This window comes from Flavobacterium salmonis (genome assembly GCF_903819435.1).
Lineage (GTDB): Bacteria > Bacteroidota > Bacteroidia > Flavobacteriales > Flavobacteriaceae > Flavobacterium > Flavobacterium chungangense.
Window position 1 is genome coordinate 281,196 of record NZ_CAIJDP010000089.1, and the last position, 24,736, is coordinate 305,931.

A 24,736-nucleotide genomic window follows, 5' to 3' on the forward strand; every position below is an offset into this window, starting at 1 on the left:
TTAAAGCTTTATGTCGTTAATAATTTTTCCGTTATCGATCGTTATCATACGGTCACATTTGTTCTTCCAGATATCGTTTTTAGAAGTTACAATTACCGTCCAGTCATTTTCTTCAGAAAGTAAAAAATCTACAATTTTACCAGAAGTCAGTTCGTCCATTTTGTCAACAGGATCTTCAAGAAATAATATATTAGGTTTATGAACAATACTACGTGCTAAAAGAATCTTTTGGATATCTGAAGCAGAAAGTTCATTACCACCCGGATGCACCTGATGTTCTAGCCCGTTTGGGAATGTTTTGATGTCAGGCGTCAGCCCAACATTATCAAGAGCCCATTTTAGATCATCATTATTCAATGCATCGTTTCCAAAAAGGATATTTTCGCGAATGGTTCCGGCAAAAAGCGTATCCCCTTGTAAAAAAGTTCCGGCCTGTGCTCTGTAGGCATCTTCGTTTAAACGGTTCATATAATTATCTGTCACATACATCGCACCGCTTTCAGGTTCAAGTAAACCAGATAATAAACGTAATAAAGTACTTTTTCCTGCTCCGTTTGTTCCTCTTAAAATGATTTTTTCCCCCTGATTTATTTTCAGATTAATATTTTTAAGTGATTTTTTATTGTGATCCGGATAATTGTAAACCACGCTTTCTGTTTCAATATTAATTCCTGTTTCAGAGACTGCTGATGTTTCAGGGATACATGAGATTTCCATGTCTGTTACTTGTCCAATTTTTTCCAATGAAGTCAGTACATCATAAAAAGATTCCAATCCGAAAATAATTTTTTCAACCGAATTGATCAGCAATACGATAACAATTTCAGCTGCTACAAACTGCCCGATGTTCATTTGATGGTGAATTACCAGGAAACCACCAATAGACAATAAGGCAGCCGTAACAATAACTTTAAAAACAATAAGCTGAATATATTGTTTTTTCATTACCTGAAAATGCTTTTCACGATAGTTTATGTACTTGCTTACATAGTCATCATTTCTTTCTAATGCATATTCAAAACCTCCTTTTTTGCGAAAACTATCCCTATTACGGGCAATTTCCTGAAGCCACGCTGCCACTTTATACTTAAATTTTGATTCGTTAAGACTCGTCTCAAGTCCATCTTTATACGAAAATTTAAAAATGATATATAAAATGACGATAAACAAAAGACCAATTACCGTAAAGAAAGAATGGTACAAGACTAATAATATAATCCCCAGACCAACTTGTAAAAAAGCAGTACAAAAATCCAGTAAAAGTTTTGCCGTTCCTTTTTGTACCATTAAAGTATCAAAAAAACGATTGGCTTTTTCCGGGGCATATTCAGAATACATTTCCTTAAATTTGATTAGAGGCAATCTGTAGGCAAATTCAAATGAAGAGCGCACAAAAATTCGCTGCTGCAGATTTTCTACGATGCGAAGCTGTAAAATGGTCAGAATTCCGCCGAAACCAACTCCTATTGTAACCAAAATCACAAGTACAATCCAGGAAACACTCAGCTGTCCGCTCTGGATAAAATTAATAATTGCCTGAATCCCTAAAGGAAGTGAAAGGTTTACAAGGCCGGCAAAAGCAGCATAAAAAATAATTTGATATACATCGCGTTTGTCAAGATGAAGCAAATTGTAAAAACGTTTTAATGGTGTCATGAATTTATATAAATACAATATTAATAAATGTTACATACGGTAAAAACCATAGATAAGGATGTCAGAATTACTTCTAACAGCAAACAAAATTAAGTATTTATATTAGAATCGAGGTGGAGGTAAATGAATTTTACCATGAAAACCAAATGAGAATATTTGATTATCAACATAGTTTTTTGTTTTTGAACTAATTTGAAAGTACAAAACAGTTAATGAAGTGTTTAAAGGTACCAGATAATCTAATGACGGAATCCCTTTTGCGAGTTTAGTGGTTTTTGTTTCCTTAGTTTCGTAGTCATCCAATTCTTCCGGAATACTGTCGCAATTGAATATTTTTTTCAGGAAATTACAGGTAATACCTCTAACCGTATTTGTTTCTGCATTATCAGCGATGATAAGGCCAAAACTATTTGAGACGTTAATACTGCTGATTAGAAAGTACCCAATTAGCAATACCTGAAGGCATTTACATAAGATACTATTTTTAATTCTGCTCAACATTTCCCTGTCCTTAAAGTGGCGCAAGTTAGGACGAAATTTTATGACCAACATTAAAATAACATTAGAATTGGATTTCATTCTGTTATTTTTTTCTTAATAGAAAACAAAAAAAGAGACCCGAAAGTCTCTTTGTATATGATAAAATAGTCTATCCTAATCTGTTAGATGAAATTGACAGGATGATAAAAGTTTTATAATTTGAAAGCCACTTCGACTCTGCTCAGCCTGACCCTTATCTCTAGTTCGCTACAGATTTAAAATGAATATTTTAGTCCCAGTTGTTGTTTTTTGAAACTGCCAGTTTTCCCCCACCAGTAAAAAATAAAGCAAGAGCACCAAAGAAATACAATCCTAAAAGCTCAAGCGCCCAGCCTCCGTGTTCTCCTAATTTGAATATATCTGCACTATGCGCCATTAATACGGCAACTAAACAATTGAATGCATAAATAAGTGCTGCAAGCCTTGTTCTAAAACCAATTAAAATGGCAATTGGAGCCAAAATTTCACCAACTAAAACACCATAAGCAAAGAATCCCGGAAGTCCTTTTTCTACAAGCATACCGCTTATGAATTCCAACCCTCCTCCAAATTTTGCAAAACCGTGCAAAAGCATTAAAAATCCAATTGTAATACGAAGTATTAACAAACCTAAATCATTGTTTTTTCTCATTTTTTAATATTTAAATTTAGTAAAACAAATCAGTATTTCATACAAAACAATGCTACTGTATGATAGCTGCTAAAGGTAAAAATAGTAAAAATATACTTCCTGAAAGATTAAAAAACTCATTCTTTTGAGTTTTACAACTTATGATTTAGCAGTTGGATATTTAGTATTTGTTAAAAAAATAATTCACTAAACATTTTCAGCACAGCACAGGACAGATGCAGCATTCTATTTCTATATTTTTGAGAACAATCAAATTAACATTTAGCAACCCAAACACATTAATCATAAAAATAAAATAAAATATTTGTTAAAATTTTAATTCTTCACTCAGTATTCATACAATTAAACTCATACCTATAATTTTCAAAAATGAAGGTGGTTAAAAATTAACGAAAGTTTTATAAAATATATCCGAAACCCCTATATGGCATCAAAAAGAAATAATGTAACTATAAACCTGAAAATGGATTCCGGCTCTCCTAAATTTATACAGGTAGCCGATTTTCTCGCCACAGAAATTGTGAATGGTAAAATGAAGACTGGCCAGCAAATGCCATCAATAAATGAATTGAGTACCCAAAATTCGATCTCGCGGGACACTGCAGAAAAAGCTTATAAAATATTAAGGAATCAGAAATTAATAGTTTCCGTGATGGGATCAGGAAATTTTGTTTCCTATGCCGGCTCAAAAGCAAAGTTTGATGTTTTTTTTCTTATCAATAAACCATGTACCTATAAAATGGAGGCTTACAATGCTTTTGTTGATACAATTGGAAATAAAGGACATGTCAATATGTATATCTATTATTGTGATGAGCAGCTTTTTATTAATGCTTTGAAAAAAAACATTAATAATTATAACTATTTTATAATTATGCCTCATTTTAGAACCAGCAAAAAAACTCATATTAATTATACAAACAGAGTTCTAAAAGCTATTGAAACCATTCCGAAAGATAAACTTTTGATACTCGACAATTCTTATTCTGAAATTTCAGGGAATTTTACAGCAGTTTATCAGGATTTTAAAGAGGATATAATGTATGCGCTGACAAAAGCTTTCGCAAAATTAAAAAAATACAAAAAGATCATTTTGGTGTTTTCAACCCAAACCGTATTTCCAATTCCGGTTGGTTTATTACATGGTTTTAAAGAATTCTGTCAAAATAATTCCCTTGACTTTGAAATCATAGAAGAAGTAAATAATGATCTGAAATTTGAATCAAAAGAAGCTTATATCGTTATTGATGATAATGATTTGGTGCAGCTTGTTCAGCAGATAAAAGAAAAAAAGCTACAAATTGGTACTGATGTAGGTGTCATTTCTTATAATGAAACCCCACTCAAGGCGCTTCTTGACATTAGTGTTCTAAGCAGCGATTTTAAAGCCATGGGACAAAAAGCTGCAGAATTAGTACTGAGCAATAAAAAAGAGTTTTTCAAAAATCCGTTTGGATATATTGAACGCAGTTCTCTATAAAAAATGGCGCCTGAGAGCGCCATTTTTATTGAAATCATTATTTCTTATCTATCTTATAAAGTCTACCCTGATCGGTTACAGCATACAAAGCACCGTCATTGCCCTGAGTAACATCTCTAAATCGCTGACCTTCGCCAGCTAAAAGCCTTTCTTCTCCCACAACACGGTTATTTACTATTGCAAGACGTGCTATATGTTGACCACTTAATGCCCCTATAAATAAATTATTTTTCCATTCCGGCACACGGTCACCCTTATAAAAAGTCATACCGCTTGGTGATATAACAGGATCCCAGTAATACACCGGTTGTTCCATGCCTTCTTTTTTCTGGATAGCATCTCCAATTGCCTCTCCTCCGTATTCTATACCATAAGTTATGATTGGCCATCCGTAATTTGAGCCTGCTTTTAATCGATTAATTTCATCTCCCCCACGCGGTCCATGTTCACTTAGCCAAATTTCACCTGTAGTCGGGTGAAGTGCCAGCCCTTGCGGATTTCTATGCCCTATAGTATACAATTCTGCTAAAGCTCCTGTCTGACTAAAAACAGGATTGCCAGTTGCTGGCAGTCCGTCTTTGGTTATTCTGACCACTTTTCCTAAACCGGCAGAAACCGACTGTGCCAACGGTCTGGTTGCTAACACTGAACGTTCTCCTGTACTAACGATAAGATTTCCGGTTTTATCAAAAAGAATACGACCTCCATAATGAAGCGTACTTGCATTTGCCGGATTTGCACGATAAATTACAGTCGCTCCTTCGATTGTTTTTTCATCATTTGATAACTTTCCTTTCGCAACTGCTGTTAGGTTTCCGCCTGTTCCTGCTTCAGCAAACACCCAATAAATCATTCTATTGGATGTAAAATCAGGATCAAGACACAAGCCCAATAAACCTCCCTGATTTGCCGAATTTACCGCTGGTAAACCTGTAATTGCGGCACTTACTTCACCTGTTACTTTAACAATGCGTAAGTTTCCTGTTGTTTTCTCGGTAACTAAAAGTCTGCCATCCGGAAGGCTTTTGACCCCCCAGGGACTGGTCAATGCTGAAGTGATAATCTTTGCCTCATAACTCGTATTGGTCTGTAGTCCGCCTATTCGTGTTTGTCCCTCAAACGCAGGAGTATAAGTTGTATTGGCTGAATTATTTTCAACCGGATTTGTCGGTGTTCCCAGATCGTTTGTGTTTTTATCATCGTTCGAGCAGCTGAATAATGTAAAAGATGCAATTAAAAGACTCAGAATTTGATTTGTATTTCTCATCGTATTTTGGATTTAATTTTTTGTAATAGTTTTCAAAAATCTAAAATTAATTCTATAAAAAATTATACAATTTATCTTATGATTTATATAATTTTAAACATTAGCAACTTATTTCATATAACAATATAAAATACAATTTAGACAATTAAAGAATAAAAAGTAAGGAAATAAATCTCGGCTAAAAATTCACAGAAAGTCATTTCATTTTAATCAACAACACAAAAAATATGTTTTTCATGACAAGAAAAACCTGTTCTGTGACAAACTCTCCTTTTTTAAAATGATTAGATTTTTAATTTTAAACTGCTATAATAAACCAACCCAAAAAAACGATCACCAAAATGCCTGAAAAAAAATCAATATTGATAGGATGTGATGATACCTTCGTTTTAACCCAGGTATTAAATGTATTGTCAACAATGTCTGATTTTACTTTTTCTACGGTTACTGTTTCCAGAGCTATCGATTTATATAATACCGCAAAATCACTGGCACCGGACTTAATTATTTTAGGCTTCAAAAGAAATCAGCCTGTTATAAACGACAGTACTTTCAATTCCAGTAAAATAGATATTCCTATTTTATGTTTAACTCAAAGCTATGAATGCGAATCGTCATGCTGGTCAAAAAACTGTATTATTTTTACACATCCATATAAGCTTATTAATAATGTTGATTTTTTAATCTACAGAATCAAATCTATATTTGTCTTAAAAAAAACAGAAACTACAAATAAAGCGAGTTCAACATTTGCAGAAGCAGCCTTACAAAAAAATGATTTTAATCATACCAGAGAATTAAGTCATTATGTGATGGAACTTGATCAAAAAGTAGAAGTACTTCAAAATATTAAAAAACGTATTTCGTTCCTGTACCCAAATGTTGATGATACTATCAGAAGAGAATTAATGTCTATCGCAAATTGTATTAAAACGGCTGCCAATGACAATAAACTCTGGGACGATTTTAAAATTTATTTTGAACAATCAGATCCAGAATTTTTATTGGCCCTTGCCAAAAAACATCCTTCCCTTAGTCCTAAAGATTTAAAGTATTGCTGCTACATTAAAATGAATATGAGTAATAATGACATTACCAACCTTCTCGGTATTAATCAGGAAAGCGTACGAACTCATAAATACCGCTTAAAAAAGAAATTGACACTTGAAAAAAAACAGGATATCATTTCGTATTTAAGAAGCGTCTCTTAAAATCACTTCATCTTTCGATATAAAAAAGCTTAATTGATTCATTTTACAACCTGTAACTGAATCAATTTTTATTTTATAACAAACTAACAGCATACCCTAAATAAAACTAAAAACCACTAAAATCATCTTTCATAAATCGTATTAAAACTGACCATACATAATGAATAAATCCTTTCTTTTTACTAAAAAATATTCCTGTCTACATTTTGTCTATATAACATCAGAAATTTTAAACAATGTATACGAAAAGTACATTCTGAAAATCTTACACAAATTCAATTCTAAAGTAATTTTACCACTGCCATTGACAATCTCTTTTCTGAATAATTTAAATCATATTAAAATGATCAATCAATCACTTCAATTTACGAATAAATTACTGGGACAGTTTTTAAAAAACCGTTTTGGACTGGACGAAGATAAAATCGTCCTGAATTATATTGTAGATGTGAATGGCACATTTCCTAAAGTGAATCAGAATAAAGTGGTTTTATCCTTAATCAATGTGGAGAAAGAAACCAATCAGCCATTTTATATAAAAAACAAACAGCTCGAAAACGGAAATTATTCCAGTTTTAACCCTGTCGAAAGATACAATCTGGACATCCTGATCAGCAGTAATTTTGACGATTATAATGAATCTCTAAAATTTCTCGATGCCATTATTTATTTTTTTCAGATTAATAATTATCTGGATGCTTCCAGCTCTTCTTCTATTCCGGAAGGCTTGTCAAAACTGGAATTTGAATACGAAAAGATTTCGTACCATCAGATGCATAGTTTATGGACCGCAATGGGAGCAAAATACCAGCCGTCAATAATTTATAAAATGAAACTTATAAAAGTTCAGGCCAATGAAACAATCGCGATTACACCAGCTGTAACCAATACCAGTAATGCTCTGACAACATGATACAAAGCAATTACATAAAAATATTTACTACAGCTGTGTATCATACTTATTTTGATAACACCAAGTGCAATTGTCTTGATTTTATTGCTAATCATAAAACAGAAAAAATACTAAAGAGATTTGGTTTTAAAATCAATACTATTTACAACGGTTTTGATTTGTTCAGTACTACATCATCACTATCAAATTTATTCGATTATATTTCGAAAACTACTACACAGAATTACTTTGAATTTGATATTAGATGCAGTAATCCAAATTTCATTCTTTTTACAGCATTACCTATAAACTGGCTCGGCGAAATTATATTTGACAGCCATGATGATAAAAATCAGAATAACAATGGTATTACAACGCTCAGCCCAACATTAGAAACAAAATCAATGGCTCCGTTTTTTGGCAGTTTAAAAATTTATTTTGCTGATATTCTAAAAAATCAAACCACTACTCCCTTTCAGTTTGAAATAAAATTTAAAGCCAGAGCGACACAATGGCAATACTATTTTATTAATAAAAATGCCGTTACCTTAAACAATCCGGCGATTACTGAAAAAGAAAATATTCAATTTGATGGTCCGCAGCAGGTTACTCTTCAAACAGGAGAAAAAGCGCTCCTTTTTACATCAAGCACTACTAATATTCTGCTTAGTGAAAAACCGAAGTACAAATTTGATTTAATTAATAAAAATACATCAAATGGATCCGGTCAAAGCAATTTAAACGGAAAAGTAATCATTAAAGGACTACCTGTTCCTGATGTTTCACGAATTGAAATAGTCAAAAACAGTAAGACAAATCAAATAGCATCACCAATGTATATCTATCTATAAAAAACAAATTAAAATGAACATTAAAAATTAAAAATCAATGAATTTATCTACCATCCAAACCCCTGGTGTGTATATTCAGGAATTAAATGCCTTTCCAAATTCAGTAGTAGCAGTTGCTACGGCTGTACCGGCATTTATTGGATACACGCCACAAGCTTCTTACGAAGGTAAATCGTACACGAATGTACCGGTAAGAATCACATCGTTCTCTGATTTTCAGGCATTTTTTTGTTTACCGGATCCTGCGAGTCCAGCAAGTCCTGCTAAACAATATAGCCCTGAATATTATTTGGTACAACAAAAAAGTCAGCCGGCAAAGGGAGACTATATGTTGATCAACGGATCTTACTATTCTATAGTTCCGGATCCTAATACAGTCTATTATTTGTATAACAGCGTGAAGCTTTTTTATGAAAATGGCGGTGGCGATGCGTATATTGTATCTGTGGGTACTTATGGCCCCGGATCACAAAAGCCAATGACTCCGGGTACTCCGATTGTGAATCCGAATGTACAGTTAAACGACTTATCTAACGGTCTTACTTTATTACTAAACGAACCGGAACCAACGATGTACATTTGTCCTGAAGCTACTTTGTTAAATCTTGCAGACAATGGTACCCTTATGCAATCAATGCTTCTTCAGGCTACAAAAATGCAAACAGCCATGTGCTTATTTGATATTATTGGAGGTGATGATCCTGATCCTATTTTGTATACTCAGGACATTATCAATTTCAGGAATAACACGGGTGCTCAGGGTCTAAATTATGGTATGGCCTATTATCCATTTATTGGAACTACCATAATGCAGAATTCGGATATTGATTATACCAATTTATTTGGTGGTGATATAAAACAGCTTGCCTCAATTCTTAATCCGCCAAGTGCACCTAACCCGGCCGTTGCTACGATTATTGCCAACATTCAAAATCCTGATAGCGGTTTAAGTGTTACTCAGAACAACAACGCTCTTTTGATTGCGAGCCCAATTTACTCGTTAATCATAAAACACGTACTGACTGATGCTAATATTCTGCCTCCAAGCGGTGCTATGGCTGGGGTTATTACTACCACTGACAATGCTGTTGGCCCTTGGCAAGCACCTGCAAATACTTCTATTGTTGGAGCAGCTTCATTACCAATCAGTATTTCTGAAAGTCAGCAGGCAAATTTAAATGTTGATGCCGTTTCAGGAAAATCTATCAATGCAATCAGAATGTTTAATGGATTGGGTATTTTAATTTGGGGTTCAAGAACCTTAGACGGAAATAGCCAGGACTGGCGATATATTCCGGTAAGAAGAACCATGATTTTTCTTGAACAGTCTTGTAAACTCGCAGCTCAGGCTTATGTGTTCCAGCCAAATGACAAAAATACCTGGGAAGCCGTAATTTCGATGATCAGCAGTTTTCTTAATTCGATCTGGAAACAAGGCGGTCTGCAAGGTGCGAGTGCATCAGATGCTTATTCAGTTGCCTGTGGATTGGGCTCTACAATGACAGCAGATGATCTTTTGAATGGTTTTATGAATGTAACTGTAAAAGTAGCAGTAGTTCATCCTGCAGAATTTATCGTATTGACATTTCAACAGCAAATGGCAACTTCTAGTTAATCAAAGAAATACTCTAGTTAATCAAAGAAATTTTTAATTTAAAATAAAATATTATGCCACCACCAGATGACGGAAGCGTACAAGGCGCAACATGGCCAATGCCAAAGTTTAGGTTCGAAGTAGACCTTGGAACCGAATTGACAAAAGTAGCTTTTCAGGAAGTTACAGGAATGGATGTCGAAAATCAAATTATAGAATATCGTAAAAGTAACAGCCCTCTTTTTTCTGTAGAAAAAATGCCGGGAATTACCAAATACGGAAATGTTACCATGAAGCGTGGCATCTTTGTAAACGATAATACTTTTTGGGACTGGCATCAGCAAATCGTGATGAATACGATTAAAAGAAGAACAGTTTTGATCAAATTATTAGACGAAAAAGGCGATGTAACCATGCAATGGACATTAAATAATGCCTGGCCAACCAAAATTACCAGCACCGATTTAAAATCTGATGGAAATGAGGTTGCAGTAGACACTATCGAAATTGCACATGAGCAGCTCATCATTAAAAATGGTGGCAAATAATGGATTATCCGGTTAGCTTCTATTTTACACTTTCATTTTCAGGTGTAGATGCAGCTTTCAAAGAGGTATCAGGAATTTCGAAAGAATTAAGTGTTGAAGAAATTGTTTGCGGAGGCGAGAATCGTTTTAAATACCGCCTCCCAACTGTTTCTAACAGCCAAAACTTAGTTCTTAAAAGAGCCGTAGTACCCGTGGGATCTCAATTGGTAAACTGGTGTGCAAACTCTATTGATCAGGGATTATCAAATACGATTCAGCCCCACAATGTGATTTTGAGTTTGCTTAATGCCACCGGTATTGTATGCATGCAATGGACTTTTAATAATGCTTATCCTGTAAAATATACTATTTCTGACTTAAACTCGCAGGAAAGCGGTATTGCAATAGAATCTATTGAACTCGCCTATACCTATTTTGATATTTCTTCAGACACAAAATTTGATAACCTTTTTACTTAATAATTATGCCAATAGAAATAAGAGAACTCATTATCAAGACAGAAATCGTAAGCAGCAATACGAAAAATTCTTCTGTAGTGAAAGAAAAAGAATTATCTGTTTTAAGAAAACAGGTATTGGAAGAATGCAAAAGGCTGATTGCCGAAAAAAATCAGGAGAATAGCTATAAACGTTAAAAATAAAAAAATGGCAAGTCTGGAATTAATGAAAATAACAGGATATACTGATGAAGAATTTCAAAATAAATTCTCAGCAAGCCCGTATGCCTTTATGATTAATCCTGATACCATTAAAATACAAAAAAGCATTGAATATAATGAACAGCAGGCTCCTGCAACGAGCTCTGCATCTCAAAAATATAAAAGTACTCCCAGCGATAAACTAAGTTTCGAAATCATAATAGACTGTACAGGTATTGTAGATGCAAAACGCATTGATATGGCACAGGAAATAGAGGCGTTGGAAACTATTATTTATACGTATAACGGTAAAATTCACCGTCCTAATTTCGTAAAAGTACAGTGGGGTCAAAATATTACTTTTAATGGGGTTCTGGATTCTATAGATATTTCATACACTCTGTTTAAACCAGACGGGAATCCTTTGAGAGCAAAAATATCTTTGGCTTTCAGTCAATATATTTCTCCCAAATCAGTAACAATGATTGATGCTCCTCAATCACTGGACTTAACGCATATTGTCAATGTAACAGAGGGAATGTCATTACCTCAGTTGTGTTTACAAACGTGGGATGATGACTCCCTCTATATACAAGTGGCACAATTCAACAACCTGAACAAATTCAGAAATCTCAAAGGGATCGATAAATTAATATTTCCTCCTGTAAATCCATCTTAATCATGAGTGCTTCAAACGAAATAGCATGTGGGGGAATCGCAACATTCTCAGTCAAAGTCAACGGCAATACAATTCCGGATGAACTTAGTGTGCTTTCTGTTCACATCGAAAAAAAAGTAAATCGGATCGCTATTGCAAAAATTATGATTCTGGACGGAGAAGCCAATACAGGAACTTTTGATGCAAGTTCGTCTTCTACTTTTCTTCCGGGTGCAACTGTAAGTATAGAGGCCGGATATGATAATAAAAACACCGTTATTTTTTCGGGTTTAATTATGGGGCAATCCATTCGTATTAATGATTCGGTTGGATCAGCCTTAGAAATTGAGTGCAGGGATGCTGCAATAAAAATGATTGTGGGAAGAAAAAGCCTGACGTATTCTAATCAAAAAGACAGCGATATCATTTCATCCATTATTGGAACTTATGGATTATCATCGGATGTAACGGCTACAACTACTCAGTGGCCTGAACAAGTACAATATTATGTAACCGACTGGGATTATATTTTGGCTCTTGCCGAAGCCAACGGACTAATTGTGACGACGATAAACGGAAAAGTTTCTGTCAATACGCCTGATAACAATACAACATCTGTACTGACTGTAACTTACGGAAACAGTCTTTTGGAATTTAATGCTAAATTAAATGCCACGACACAATTAGGAAATGTTACTTCTAATAGCTGGGATTACAAAAATCAGGTAATCGTAAAAGGTGAAGCAACTCCAAATGTAGCCGGATCCGGAAATTTATCATCAAAAAAATTATCTGAAGTTATTGGACTCTCTGCTTTTCAATTGCAAACTTCAGCACCTTTAGAAACTGCTGATTTAACGAATTGGTCAAAAGCTCAAATTGTTAAAAGTGAATATTCTAAAATAATTGGTGAGGCTAAATTTCAGGGAACAAACTTAATTGATCCGGGAAAATATATGACTTTTGATGGTGTTGGCGATCGGTTTAATGGTGATTATATTATTTCAGGTGTTGTTCATGATCTGTCACTAGGAAATTGGGTTTCTCATGCTTCACTTGGACTTTCGCCTTTTTGGTTTACTGAAGAACCAGATGTTATGTCTCCTCCCGCATCCGGCCTTTTACCGGGAGCAAGAGGTTTATTTAACGCTACTGTAAAAAAAATGTTTGATGATCCCGATTCTCAATATCGAATTTTAGTAGATGTTCCATTATTTGACACGAATGGCGCAGGAATCTGGGCCAGACTTTCCAACTTTTATTCTACCAGTGGAGCGGGAGCGTTTTTTTTACCCGAAGTTGGTGATGAAGTTATCCTTGGTTTTTTAAACGAAGATCCCCGTTATCCTGTGATTTTAGGAAGTTTGTACAGCGGAACCAAAAACAAACCTTTTAAGGACTTAGCGCCTAATGAAAAAAACTCCATAAAAGCTATTGTTTCCAAATCCGGAATTTCAGTAGAGTTTGATGATGAAAATAAAATCTGGACCGTTGCCACGCCTAATAAAAACACCATCATTATCAGCGATAAAGACAAAAAAATAACAATTCAGGATGAAAATCAGAATAGTGTTGTCATGTCTGGCAGTGGTATCGATCTGTCAAGCCAAAAAAGCATTTCTATTTCGGCTCAGGAAAATGTGACCATCAAAGGAACACAGGGCGTTTCAATTCAGTCTAGTGGTGGTGATGTTGCCACCAAAGGAATGAATATTAAGGACTCTGCAGATATGCAGTATACTGCTCAGGGCGGACAAACAGCTCAGGTTTCCGGAGGAATGGAATTAACGCTGAAAGGCGCCATGGTAATGATTAATTAAAAAAATTATCAATTATCAATTATCAATTATCAATTATCAATTAAAAAAAATATGCCTCCAGCAGCAAGACTTACAGATTTTCATGAATGCCCGATGCAAACGCCGGCTGTACCTCCGATTCCGCATGTTGGCGGTCCAATTGTTGGGCCGGGAGAGCCAACGGTTTTGATAGCAGGATTACCGGCAGCGAGAATTGGTGATATGCTGGTTTGCGTAGGACCGCCTGATTCTATAGTACAAGGATCGGCAACTGTTAAAATTGGTGGAATGCCCGCCGCAAGAATAGGAGATAAAACCGCTCATGGGGGATCAATTGTCCTTGGAGCCTTTAATGTGATAATAGGTGGATAAAATAGCCGATAAAAAAGAAAATGTTTTTTTGGGTTCAGGATGGGCATTTCCTGTGTCTTTTTCTGCAGGTAATCATCAGGTAAATATCTCAGCAAACGAAACCAATATAAACGAATCTATCAATATCATTTTGAATACCCGTAAAGGAGAACGTACGCTGGAATCGAATTTTGGATCCGGATTACAGCAATTTATGTTTAGAAAAATCGACAATACTTTGAAAGGAGAAATTGTAGAAACTATTCAGTTTTCCTTGTTACGTTACGAACCAAGAATAATAGTTCAGGAAGTACGGGTAGCAGCTACAGATTTAATTAATGGTGTTGTCGAAATATTAATTATTTACATCTACGCACAAACGAATACCAGACATAATTATGTTTTTCCTTTTCATTTAAACGAAGGAACCAATTTAGCCGGAAAATAATGCTTGTAATTGATCAAAATAGCGCCATAAATTCACTTAATGAGTCACTCATTCCTAATTCCACTTTGATTGATGGAAGGACTGAGCAGGACTGGCTGTACTTTGCTGCCGAATTTAGCAAGCTAATCAATTTTTATAATGACACCAATACCATTGAAGGAAACTGGAATCCTTTTTTATTAAAAGATCCGGTGTTTTTAATGGCTTCTATATCCAAAACAAATTATAAAAACCTTTATGCTGTCTACAAGACTATTTGTACAGAAATTCAAAAACAGACACTAAATGCTAACGCAGGTAATTTGAATTCAAAAGCGTTAAGCAAATTATTCGACCACCTGAATGCTATTTATAAAATTATCGAAAGCTGGACCCATTATATGCAAAAAACAAATGAAAAATATGATCTTAAAAATTATATCCTTCACGAAGTACAGACAAAACTGAGCATAGATTTTTGGGCTATCCAATCTTTTAGACAATACTTATATACCTCATCTGTGAATAAGGTTTTTATTGAGCCTGCGCCTGTAAGTAAATTTGTTTCTTTTGAAACCCATTTGTGGAGTATCAATAAAGACAAAACTCCTTTTTGGGAAGTTTTTGGATTTGAATCAGAACAAAATATTCTGAATACATCAGAAACAATGATTGCTTTCAGTTTGAATATTCTGACCAAAAAAGCGGATCAGTTATTTAGTTTTTTACAAACTGTAATTCATCATTCATCTGATGAATTTAAAAAATTAAGCCATAAAAAAAGTAAATTTCCAGATACAACACTTTTAAGATCTTTTATCAATATTTTAAAAATACAACAAGATCAATTAAACGGCATTTCACAAAAACATCTTGATTTTTATTATCGTGATATCTTAAAACAAACCAAATTACCTGCTCTGGCCGACAGTACATTTTTGTGTGCCACACTTGCCAAAACGGATTCAGTTTATAATTTACCGGTTGGAACTTTATTTAATGCCGGAGTTGATGCACAAAAAAATCCAATATTATTTGCATCACAAAAAAACACTGCCTTAAATCCGGCCAGTATTGTAAGTGCAAATACACTTTGTTATCAGCCTGATACTTCATCTTATAACTTACAATCGATTAAAGCCACCAGCGTACAAAAAGATCCTGATGGAAAAATAATAAGCTGGCCAACTTTTGGGGAATCAAATCCGAAAGCTTCTTCAGTACCAATCGGAATTGCTTTTGCATCGCCTATGCTATTATTACGGGAAGGGAAAAGGATCATCACGCTTACGCTGGAATTTGATTCGGCAATTTATTTAAGTTTTTTACAGAAAGCTTCCTATCTTTTAAGTACCCAAAACGATTGGTTAAAACTTGCATTAGACCCAACTGTTTTTAATATAAATACTTCCTTAACTACCGTGACAATAGAAATAAGCCTTGCTGCTACAGAAGCTGCAATAGAGCCTTTCCTGATTAATCCTGATGGATTAAAGACTGAATGGCCAATGCTTAAAATATTATTTGAATCAGTTCCAAATCCGGTTACGCCTCCAAAAGTGCTTTCTATTACTATCGGTGTAAAAGTATATGAGGTTAAAACATTTCAGTTGTATAACGATTTTGGGGAATTAAATACTAAAAATCCCTTTCCTCCTTTTGGACCGATTCCTTTAGAAAATGCCAATTTTATAATTGGAAACAATGAAATATTCAGTAAGCCTATTGATAATTTTATAACAGAAATCAACTGGGATAAACGTCCTTCGGATTTTAGAACGTATTACAAACAATACAATGATTATTTGAATCCGGGTTCAACTGACGATGAAAAACCGGGAGTTGGAGAAAGATTTATGAATTTTATTGGTGCCAGAAAAGAAACTGTTACTGTAGATGATGATGACGAAACTTTTAGCAATGGCAGTTTTATTGTTGACTTTAATGTGTTGGAAGAAAAATCGTGGCAGGAACTTAAAATATATAAAGTGGACAGCGCAAATGGTATTGATGTGCTTGCTCCAAAAGTAGACAATGACAACCCTGTCTTTTTGTTCGATACTAATGAAGGAGATCCAACTCTACCTTTTGTTACCAATTCGAGCAGTTATTATATGTATTCCAAAACCACTACATCAGCTTCTCAGGTTGTAATGGATCATACTTTTTTGGTTGACCCGAACATTCAGAATGAACCTTTAAAATTTACTGAAAGCAGTTCCTCCGGATTTATAAAAATGATTTTATCCGGGCCGGAATACGGTTTTGGGTCAGAAATTTATCCAAATGTGGTAACTTCTATTGCACTGGATAATGCTAATAGTCTTGCGAGAGCCAGAGGAAAAAAAGACGCTGTATTTATTCCGTCTGCAAATTTGCCGTTTGCGCCAAAAATCAAATCGTTTTCGGCTAGTTATTCGGCTACCGTAACGTATAAATTTGACAGCACGGCAGCAGAATATCCCTTGCAGTATTTTATCTATACGCCTTTTAGCAATTATCAGATATTTGATAATTCTGACCAGACCAATACAGCAAGCACCTCTATTGCAGAGCCTAATCCAACTGTTACAGCTGGCTTGCCACTTTATCCTTCGTTTAATTATACCGGAGGATTATTTATTGAACTCGAAAATTTAATCTGCAACAGTTCATTAAATTTATATTTTGAATTAGCCCGAAATTCAACTGCAATTACACCTGGTCACAGCGTTAACTACTCCTATTTAAACAATTCCGGCTGGAGCCAAATAAAACCATTAGCTGACGAAACGAATCAGTTTAAATGTTCAGGAATTATAACACTTCCTATTCCGGCAGATTGCAATAACAATGAAATTTACATGCCCGGGAAAAACAATTGGATTTCTATTGTTGTTTCGGGCAAGCCTGACTCCTACTCTAAAACGACTTTTTTACAAACAAACGGATTTAGCGTTCAGCGAACAGGAACAGAATTTTTATTGGATACGGAAACTCCACAGATAAATAGCGGTACAATCACCAAACCGCAAAATGCAATTCCACAGATTGCAACACTGATTCAGCCATTTGCTTCTTTTGGAGGAAAAGCAGCAGAAAACGAAACCAATAAAAATCAAAGAGTTAGTACTACTATCAAAACAAAAAACAGAGTCATTACGTCTTCTGATTATTATACTTTAATCGCTCAACAATACGATAGTGTTTATTATTCAAAAATTGTAAATAAAAAATATAAAAACAGCTGTACTGTTTATCTGGTAAAAAAAATGGACAGTGGGAACGACAGTAATGCTTTTATCCCTTTGGCGTCAAACAGTCTGGAAATCGATGTAGAAGATTTTTTAAAAGAAAATGCTTCTCCGTTTGCAAACATTACAGTTTCGAATTTTAATATGGAATATGTTTCTGTTACTGCTAAAATAGTTGTTGAAAGCGGTTATCAGCCAATCCTAATTCATAAAAATGTAAATGATGCTTTAAAACTATATCTGTCGCCCTGGATTAACAGTTCTGCAGCTCAGACAGAAATTGACAAACCACTGATTAATGCCAAAGTGACCACTTTTATTCAAAATATCGAAGGGGTAGCTTTGGCTGAAAATGTTTCATTCTCCAGTTATTACATTAATTCCAAAACAGGAATACAAACGGTTTGCAAAAAAAATAAAGCTACGCTTAAAGCTTATGGTCCAACGACACTTTTAGTTTCAGCACCTGATCACAATATTACTTTTTAATCTGAGAAATGGATACAATCAATCACATAACAAAGACACCGCTTCCTCCGCATCAGGATTTCACTTTTCTGAAAAACGAAGCACTTGGTTATATCCAAAAACATATTGGAAGTGAATGGACAAACTTTAACCCAAGTGATCCGGGAATGACTATTTTAGATCAGTTTTGTTATGCACTCACTGAATTGGGGTATTGTACTGATTTTAGTATTCCGGATATTTTAACAGATGCAAACGGTGATCTCGAAATTAATAACCAGTTTTATTTACCATATCAAATACTTACAACTGCTCCGTATACAATTGATGATTATAAAAAATATTTGATTGATGGTATCGAAGAGGTCTATAATGTTGCCATAATTTGCTATAACAATAATATTTTTCCCTTTAATAAAGTATATCAGGTTTATCTTTATGTAAATCCTGAAATTACGAATCCCAATAAAATTAAAAATATTTGTAAATCGGCATTTTATTTACTCAACAAAAGCCGAAATTTAGGAGAGCTATTTAATGTCCCTATTGCACTCCAGCCTGTAAATTGCTGGATTGGAGGAAAATTAGACCTCAAAAAAGAAGCTGACCCCTATACCGTATTACTGGAACTGCAAGCTGCACTCCGTTCTTATGTGTTTTCTAAAATTGCACAAACAAGTACGGATAATTTAAAACTTGCTGGATATACTTCATCTGAAATTTATGATGGCCCTTATTTAGAAAACGGCTGGATTATAACAGAATCTTTAGTTGATAAAAAAGATACTATTCAGGCAGTTGATTTAGTTTCTGTAATAGAATATGTGGCTGGAGTTGATTCCATTTCCGGTTTACAGCTTTATCAGGAACAAAAAACTGTTGCTCTGCTTCAGTCTACAGTAAATCAAATTTTGTCAATTGATATTTTGGGCTCTTATCAAAATAAAAACCTGATATTGAGCTGTAACGGTAAAGATTTGTCTTTTGATTCTTTTAGACCGTTATTGGCCAACATTGATAATTTTGAAAAAACAACCAGTATTATAAGCAATAGTACAGGTTTAAAATTACCTAAAAGTTACTTCAGGGATATTAACACCTATTATTCTATTCAAAATACATTTCCGGCGCAATACAATATTGGCGATGATACGATCGAAGATGAGACAAAACCGGTTCAGGTGGCACAATCACGGCAGTTAAAAGGATATTTGACATTATTTGATCAAATACTGGCTAATCAGTTTTCGCAATTGGCTAATATTTCTAAACTTTTTTCTTTTAAGAATTCTGTTTGTGGAACCCCTTCAGATGAAGAAGCTTTTTATGCCGTAAAAGATAAATACGAGCAAAAGCATTTAGAATATCCCGTACCCTACAAAATGTTTTCGCCTAGCTATTATTATCAGTCACTATATACAGTTCCTCATATCCAGCCTTTATTAAAAGACAGCAATACGTTTAATTACAGCTACGGTAATGAATCTCAGGCAGAATTGAAAGAAAAAAGCTGGATTGAATATCAGCAGGATCCTTATAATCCATACATATTTGGTTTAATGAAGCTTATGGAACAGGAAAATGTAAGCCTTGACCGAAGAAATAAATTACTCGATCACCTGCTTTCACGTCACGGCGAATCTCCAAAGGTCATTGATTCTATTATTGATGATACGATTTATACCGGAGACAAACGAAAAGACCAAATAATTTTAAAAAGCCTTTATTTACAAAATCTTGGTCTGCTGTCATACAACAGACAAAAAGCATATAATTTTCTAAGTGCCTCAAAAATAGCAAATCCAGTTAATGGTAAACTGGATATAAATTTGCCAAAAATTAAGGTAAACAATTTTCAATTTATAAATGAAAACACTTCTGATTTCATCTTCAGATCTGAAAAAATCAATAAAAAAGAGAAATTACATTTGAATGATTTCAACAATTTTTCAGGAATTGAATTAAAACTGAATTTACTCTTCGGGTTAAGAAATATATATTCTAATTTCATTACAAGCAAACTTGATATTTTAAAAAATAACTCTGAAAATCAATCGGATAGTAATGCTTTCAAAACGATACGTGAAGCATTATGGTTTACAGAAAAAAGAAACGGAAGTGTGCTTTTGGAATCGGTACTTTTTTTAAATCAATTAAAATTTAATCTCGAAATAATAAAAGCAAATCAGGTAAATTATGCTTCTTACAGTATTGAAAACATTGATTTTCAAACGGTAACCAATCTGAATTATGTTTTAAACAGTACAGATCAAACTACGTTAGATGTGCAGTTACAGCAAAATTTTTTATTGTTTGCTGATGTAAAATATTTTTTCACTCCCGGAAATGAAACTATCGAAAATCAAAGCGATTATGTAAAAACGGCACTGTCCAATTATTCTTTCCGGATAACGATTTCATCAGGAAATGGAAAAGTAACTCTTGATTCTAAAATTTTTAAAAAGAGCATTTTCCTGATATTCCCAAATTTTATTCATCCGTTTCATACTGCTGAATTTAAAAAACGCTTAAAACAGTTTCTTAAAATCAATCTTCCGGTGAATGTTAACTATGAATGTCTCTTTTTAACCAGTCAGCAATTAGAAGGATTTATTCCGGATTATCTCTACTGGTATGAAAGTTTACGATACAAAGATGAATTACTTCCGATTAGAAATGATTCAGAGTATCCTTCAACAGATAACTCAGATAAAACAGTGACCATAAATCCTGTTGAGTCTGCAATGAATCTCATAAGCAGTTTAACCTCAATTTTAGAAGCAAAAAATGGAAGAAATTAACCGCCATATTGTATCAAGCCTAAAGTGGGACACTACTTTTGATCAAAAAAATGAAGGATACAAACTTCAGGACCGTTTGAGTTCGTGGAGCAAAATCGCTTTACCCAGAGAAGTCGCTAATATATTTAATGAGCTTTGTCCGCCTGAACAAAGCTGGAGAATTGAATCGCTGGAATTAAACCTTGGCCCGTGCGATTATGATGATCTTGAGTTTGATTTAAGCACCAAAATTCGAAATCAGCTGAAGGAAAAAATTGCTGAAATGATTATCTACCAAAATCATCAGAAGAAAAACCTGATTTCGGTTTACAACAAAGAAAAATCGATCCTGGAGAATCTTATTGTTTTTTTGATGGAAGGCTATTTGCCATGGAATTACCAAAACAAAGAAGGATCTATTAACGAAATATTGGCCGAATTACTTCAGAATAATTTAGCCGAGGTTAGTATTATCATCAAAAAAGCAGGAATTACCCATGAACAGGTAAGAAAAAGAATCGCCTGGCAATTTAACGAAAGTAATATAACCAAAATAATCGCTGCACTTGAACCCAATAATAGCAATACTATAGTTGAATTCACCTCAGTTATGACGAAACTTAAGGTAAAAGAAACTATTATTCAGACCAGTGCCATCAATTTCAAAAAAAATCTTTGGTTTTTTATATTCAATTTTCTGCTGCTGGAGCGAGGAACTCTTTTTAATAAACTGGCGTTTATGAAAAGCAGTATTCTTCAAATGGCAAATCATTACAATATTTCGTATACTGAACTTATTTTGCTGATTGAAAACACGATTATAAAACTTTCTGATAAAACCAGTCAGGACAATGATTTTATTGTTTCGCTAAAAACACTTACACAGGAATTTGAATCTCAAAAAAAAGACCCTTATCAGCCTGAAAAAAACGAAGATTACTGGGATATTTTCGAACAATTGCTAAACAATACAATTAAAGAAAAAACAAATACCAATAAAAACGATTTGAATGAATTGATTGTTGCGCTGAGCAATGAGAATCCAACAAAATTTAGCACACTCATAAATAAAGCTTTACATAACGATAATGCTCTTATTTTACTGATTCAGGATCTAAATGAAACAGCTCTCAGATTATTGTTTTCTAACTTCGATACAGCTTCATCATCGTTGCATCTGGATACTATAATTTGTCTGAACAAATTAAGCAGCACCCTTAAGTTGAAAACAAACAGCAAGACCTTATGGCAAATCTCAATTGTTTTTCTGATAAAAAATAAAAATGTAAATCATAGTACATTTATACTCCACTGCATTACAGAATTAAGTAAGAAGAATAATCTTGATCCGGAACATTTATTAGAATCGTTTACCAGTTCCAGAATTCCTTCTGATGTAAAAAATCATAATTCTGAAATAATTTACAACAGCCTCAATGCTATTTATTGCAGTGAAATAACCCGTAATAATTCGAGTTATCCTGCCACTCATTTCAAAAACTTACTATCAAAACTCGAAATCCAATTACAAAAAAAATCAGCCCAAAAAGAGCTTTTTACAGACCTGCAAAGATCACTTATCAAAAACATCACGCTGCATCCCAAAATGGCTTTCGAAGTAATGCTTTCGTATGGCAATAAAGATTTGCTAAAAAAAATACTTCCATTGGTTCTTAACCGTGAATTATTGAAACTATTGGTTAAAACTGCCAACTATAAAAAAACAAAACTGGTAGAAACGATTCAGATGGTATACGAAATCTTAAATGCCAAAGAAAAATACGATTTTCCTGAAGAGCTTCTTACTAATGATTTGCTGTTGTTTGGTATACAGGAAATATTTCTTCATCCGGAACATAATTCATCGCTGTTCCTGGAAACCATTATTCTTCAGTTATCCCAAAAAGTAACCCATACACATCGTAAAAATTACTTTCAGTTTATAACCAAACTATTGCTTTCTAAAAAAATAAAGTCTTTTGGAGTCGCAGTCAAAAATACTTTTTTTAATCAATTGAGAAACAACAGCGCCATAGACGTTATAGAACTAGCACTTTTGATACAGAGCACATCTCAACAATCCCACTCTGAATTATCTCATTTGCTGATTCTGAATTTTGATGATCCTAAATTTATTTTATTACGAAAAAAGGACGAAAAAGAAAGTAAAATCCTTATGCATTATTTTTTAAAGAACAGTACATCTTTAAAAAAACACTGGATAGCAGAACAATCTGCCCTATTGACTAAAAAAATCACAACACTTTCAAAAACAGAAATTTGTTCTGGATTAAATGAATTGTTCTGGATAACGATTTTAAAATATTCTGCCTATAAAGGAAATGAAATCCTGTTTCAAAAAATGCTGCAAAATGCGCTCAACGTTTACCTGGAAACCAATAGTAGCAATAATCAAAATCAGCTTATAGAGGAGATAAAACGTCTTCATAAAATAGATTTAAAAAATAAGGCCCTCCCCTCTTTTATAGAAAATCCTAGCATGAGAAATCTGCCTGAGGATACATTGCCTTTGAAGAATAAAACTAAAAGCAAAATTTTGTTTGCAGGTAAAAACCTTTCAGAAAAAGAAAAACAGGAGTGGTTCTCACTCATCATCCGTCAAAAACAAATTCCTGTTGCCTTAAGTATTTCCGGAACATTTGACATTAAGGAATTACTCGGTGAAATTGTAGTAAACCATCCTAAAATATTTTTCGGAATAATCAAAAATGAATTCGTTGCCGAAGCGCAATTAGACTGGCTTAGCCGTACTATTGATTTTGACAATTTATGCAGCTCAATTGGTCAATTAGATAAAAACAGAGAGTCTTATCTGAGAATCCTAAAAAAATTCCACTCCGTTTTAGGAACCGTTGCGATTAAAGGAATAGCCTCAAAAGAAATACAAATACTGTTATTAAGAAAACTGCTCAAAGCCGCAGCAAATGATAACTGGAAGCTCATTTCGATTGATAAAATCTGGAATGAATTAATCTGGGAAGTGGTAACCCAAAAAGGAATTACAAAAAAAACCTTCCTGATCGACATTGAAAAACACATTCACCTATTTCCACTGTCTTTACAACTTAGTTTTAGAGCAGTAAGCAATGCCGAAAAACAAACTGCTCTAATCTCAAAAAATATTGAAATACTTGAAAAAATGGAACGAATAAGCATCAGTAAAAAAACAAAAGCCCCTATTCGGGAGGGTATTGCTGTCAGAAACGCCGGAATCGTAATCTTAAACAGCTATATCATTATGCTTTTTGAGAGGCTTAAATTGGTAGCTGATAACGAATTTACCAGTATAGAAAATCAGATTCGCGCTTCTCAATACCTGCAATATGTAGTTACAGGATTAACAAAAACAGAAGAAGCATATTTACCCCTAAACAAGGTATTGTGCGGATTATCGATGATGCATGCCATACCGGACGAAATCGAAATTCCCGAAGAAAATAAAACATTAATCAACAGTTTAATCTTGGCTGCTATTTCTTACTGGGATGCAATTGGCGATTGTTCAGTAGATGGTTTTAGAGGAAACTGGCTTGTACGCGACGGAATCCTGACAGAACTTGAAGACAGATGGGAACTTACAGTAGACAAGAAAGCCTATGATGTACTGATCAACAAATCACCTTTTGCTTTTTCAATTATAAAATATGCCTGGATGGACAAACCATTGCATGTTAACTGGCCTTATTAAAACT

Annotated in this window: 19 protein-coding genes; 15 read left to right on the top strand and 4 right to left on the bottom strand. The window is 34.0% G+C overall.

Annotated features, from left to right (window positions below):
* The 3 genes from FLACHUCJ7_RS23340 to FLACHUCJ7_RS23350 form a co-directional block, all read right to left on the bottom strand.
* Positions 1 to 1,656 (bottom strand): peptidase domain-containing ABC transporter, encoded by a 1,656-nt coding sequence (locus FLACHUCJ7_RS23340; RefSeq protein WP_180910725.1) that lies wholly within the window; start codon positions 1,654 to 1,656, stop codon positions 1 to 3.
* A 102-nt stretch (positions 1,657 to 1,758) separates the two neighbouring features.
* Positions 1,759 to 2,235: a hypothetical protein gene (locus FLACHUCJ7_RS23345; RefSeq protein ID WP_230408900.1), complete on the bottom strand. Its 477-nt coding sequence runs from the start codon at positions 2,233 to 2,235 to the stop codon at positions 1,759 to 1,761.
* Positions 2,236 to 2,425: 190 nt separating this feature from the next.
* Complete coding sequence (locus tag FLACHUCJ7_RS23350; protein ID WP_031455495.1) at positions 2,426 to 2,827, bottom strand: DoxX family protein; 402 nt, start codon at positions 2,825 to 2,827, stop codon at positions 2,426 to 2,428.
* Between the two features lie 424 nt (positions 2,828 to 3,251).
* Between FLACHUCJ7_RS23350 and FLACHUCJ7_RS23355 the strand changes: the two genes are divergently transcribed.
* Positions 3,252 to 4,307, top strand: a complete 1,056-nt coding sequence (locus FLACHUCJ7_RS23355; protein WP_180910726.1) for a GntR family transcriptional regulator — start codon at positions 3,252 to 3,254, stop codon at positions 4,305 to 4,307.
* A gap of 37 nt (positions 4,308 to 4,344) precedes the next feature.
* On the opposite strand, the gene FLACHUCJ7_RS23360 is transcribed toward FLACHUCJ7_RS23355, so the two are convergent.
* On the bottom strand, positions 4,345 to 5,574 hold the full coding sequence (locus tag FLACHUCJ7_RS23360) for a PQQ-dependent sugar dehydrogenase (protein WP_180910727.1): 1,230 nt from the start codon (positions 5,572 to 5,574) through the stop codon (positions 4,345 to 4,347).
* Between the two features lie 341 nt (positions 5,575 to 5,915).
* Between FLACHUCJ7_RS23360 and FLACHUCJ7_RS23365 the strand changes: the two genes are divergently transcribed.
* The 14 genes from FLACHUCJ7_RS23365 (at position 5,916) to FLACHUCJ7_RS23430 (ending at position 24,732) form a co-directional block, all read left to right on the top strand.
* On the top strand, positions 5,916 to 6,785 hold the full coding sequence (locus tag FLACHUCJ7_RS23365; RefSeq protein ID WP_180910728.1) for a helix-turn-helix transcriptional regulator: 870 nt from the start codon (positions 5,916 to 5,918) through the stop codon (positions 6,783 to 6,785).
* Between the two features lie 343 nt (positions 6,786 to 7,128).
* Complete coding sequence (locus tag FLACHUCJ7_RS23370; RefSeq protein ID WP_078229502.1) at positions 7,129 to 7,698, top strand: DUF4255 domain-containing protein; 570 nt, start codon at positions 7,129 to 7,131, stop codon at positions 7,696 to 7,698.
* On the top strand, positions 7,695 to 8,528 hold the full coding sequence (locus FLACHUCJ7_RS23375) for a hypothetical protein (RefSeq protein WP_180910729.1): 834 nt from the start codon (positions 7,695 to 7,697) through the stop codon (positions 8,526 to 8,528). Before FLACHUCJ7_RS23370 ends, FLACHUCJ7_RS23375 begins: the two co-directional genes overlap by 4 nt.
* Positions 8,529 to 8,565: 37 nt before the next feature.
* Positions 8,566 to 10,143, top strand: coding sequence for a phage tail sheath family protein (locus tag FLACHUCJ7_RS23380; protein WP_180910730.1), 1,578 nt, complete (start codon positions 8,566 to 8,568; stop codon positions 10,141 to 10,143).
* Positions 10,144 to 10,196: 53 nt separating this feature from the next.
* Positions 10,197 to 10,670, top strand: a complete 474-nt coding sequence (locus tag FLACHUCJ7_RS23385; RefSeq protein ID WP_031455486.1) for a phage tail protein — start codon at positions 10,197 to 10,199, stop codon at positions 10,668 to 10,670.
* The gene (locus FLACHUCJ7_RS23390; RefSeq protein ID WP_180910731.1) at positions 10,670 to 11,128 is read left to right on the top strand and encodes a phage tail protein; all 459 of its coding nucleotides are present in this window, start codon (positions 10,670 to 10,672) and stop codon (positions 11,126 to 11,128) included. Before FLACHUCJ7_RS23385 ends, FLACHUCJ7_RS23390 begins: the two co-directional genes overlap by 1 nt.
* 5 nt (positions 11,129 to 11,133) lie before the next feature.
* On the top strand, positions 11,134 to 11,304 hold the full coding sequence (locus FLACHUCJ7_RS23395) for a DUF5908 family protein (RefSeq protein ID WP_180910732.1): 171 nt from the start codon (positions 11,134 to 11,136) through the stop codon (positions 11,302 to 11,304).
* Between the two features lie 10 nt (positions 11,305 to 11,314).
* Positions 11,315 to 11,986 (top strand): CIS tube protein, encoded by a 672-nt coding sequence (locus tag FLACHUCJ7_RS23400; RefSeq protein WP_180910733.1) that lies wholly within the window; start codon positions 11,315 to 11,317, stop codon positions 11,984 to 11,986.
* 2 nt (positions 11,987 to 11,988) lie between these two features.
* A complete protein-coding gene (gene vgrG / locus FLACHUCJ7_RS23405; protein WP_180910734.1) occupies positions 11,989 to 13,785 on the top strand; it encodes a type VI secretion system tip protein VgrG in 1,797 nt (598 codons plus the stop codon).
* A 51-nt stretch (positions 13,786 to 13,836) separates the two neighbouring features.
* Positions 13,837 to 14,136, top strand: a complete 300-nt coding sequence (locus FLACHUCJ7_RS23410; protein WP_078229467.1) for a PAAR domain-containing protein — start codon at positions 13,837 to 13,839, stop codon at positions 14,134 to 14,136.
* Complete coding sequence (locus tag FLACHUCJ7_RS23415; RefSeq protein WP_230408901.1) at positions 14,129 to 14,563, top strand: GPW/gp25 family protein; 435 nt, start codon at positions 14,129 to 14,131, stop codon at positions 14,561 to 14,563. Before FLACHUCJ7_RS23410 ends, FLACHUCJ7_RS23415 begins: the two co-directional genes overlap by 8 nt.
* The gene (locus FLACHUCJ7_RS23420; protein ID WP_180910735.1) at positions 14,563 to 18,264 is read left to right on the top strand and encodes a hypothetical protein; all 3,702 of its coding nucleotides are present in this window, start codon (positions 14,563 to 14,565) and stop codon (positions 18,262 to 18,264) included. The genes FLACHUCJ7_RS23415 and FLACHUCJ7_RS23420 overlap by 1 nt, the downstream gene beginning before the upstream one ends.
* An 8-nt stretch (positions 18,265 to 18,272) precedes the next feature.
* Positions 18,273 to 21,044: a hypothetical protein gene (locus tag FLACHUCJ7_RS23425; RefSeq protein WP_180910736.1), complete on the top strand. Its 2,772-nt coding sequence runs from the start codon at positions 18,273 to 18,275 to the stop codon at positions 21,042 to 21,044.
* Complete coding sequence (locus FLACHUCJ7_RS23430) at positions 21,031 to 24,732, top strand: contractile injection system tape measure protein (protein ID WP_180910737.1); 3,702 nt, start codon at positions 21,031 to 21,033, stop codon at positions 24,730 to 24,732. Before FLACHUCJ7_RS23425 ends, FLACHUCJ7_RS23430 begins: the two co-directional genes overlap by 14 nt.
* The last annotated feature ends 4 nt before the right edge of the window (positions 24,733 to 24,736 follow it).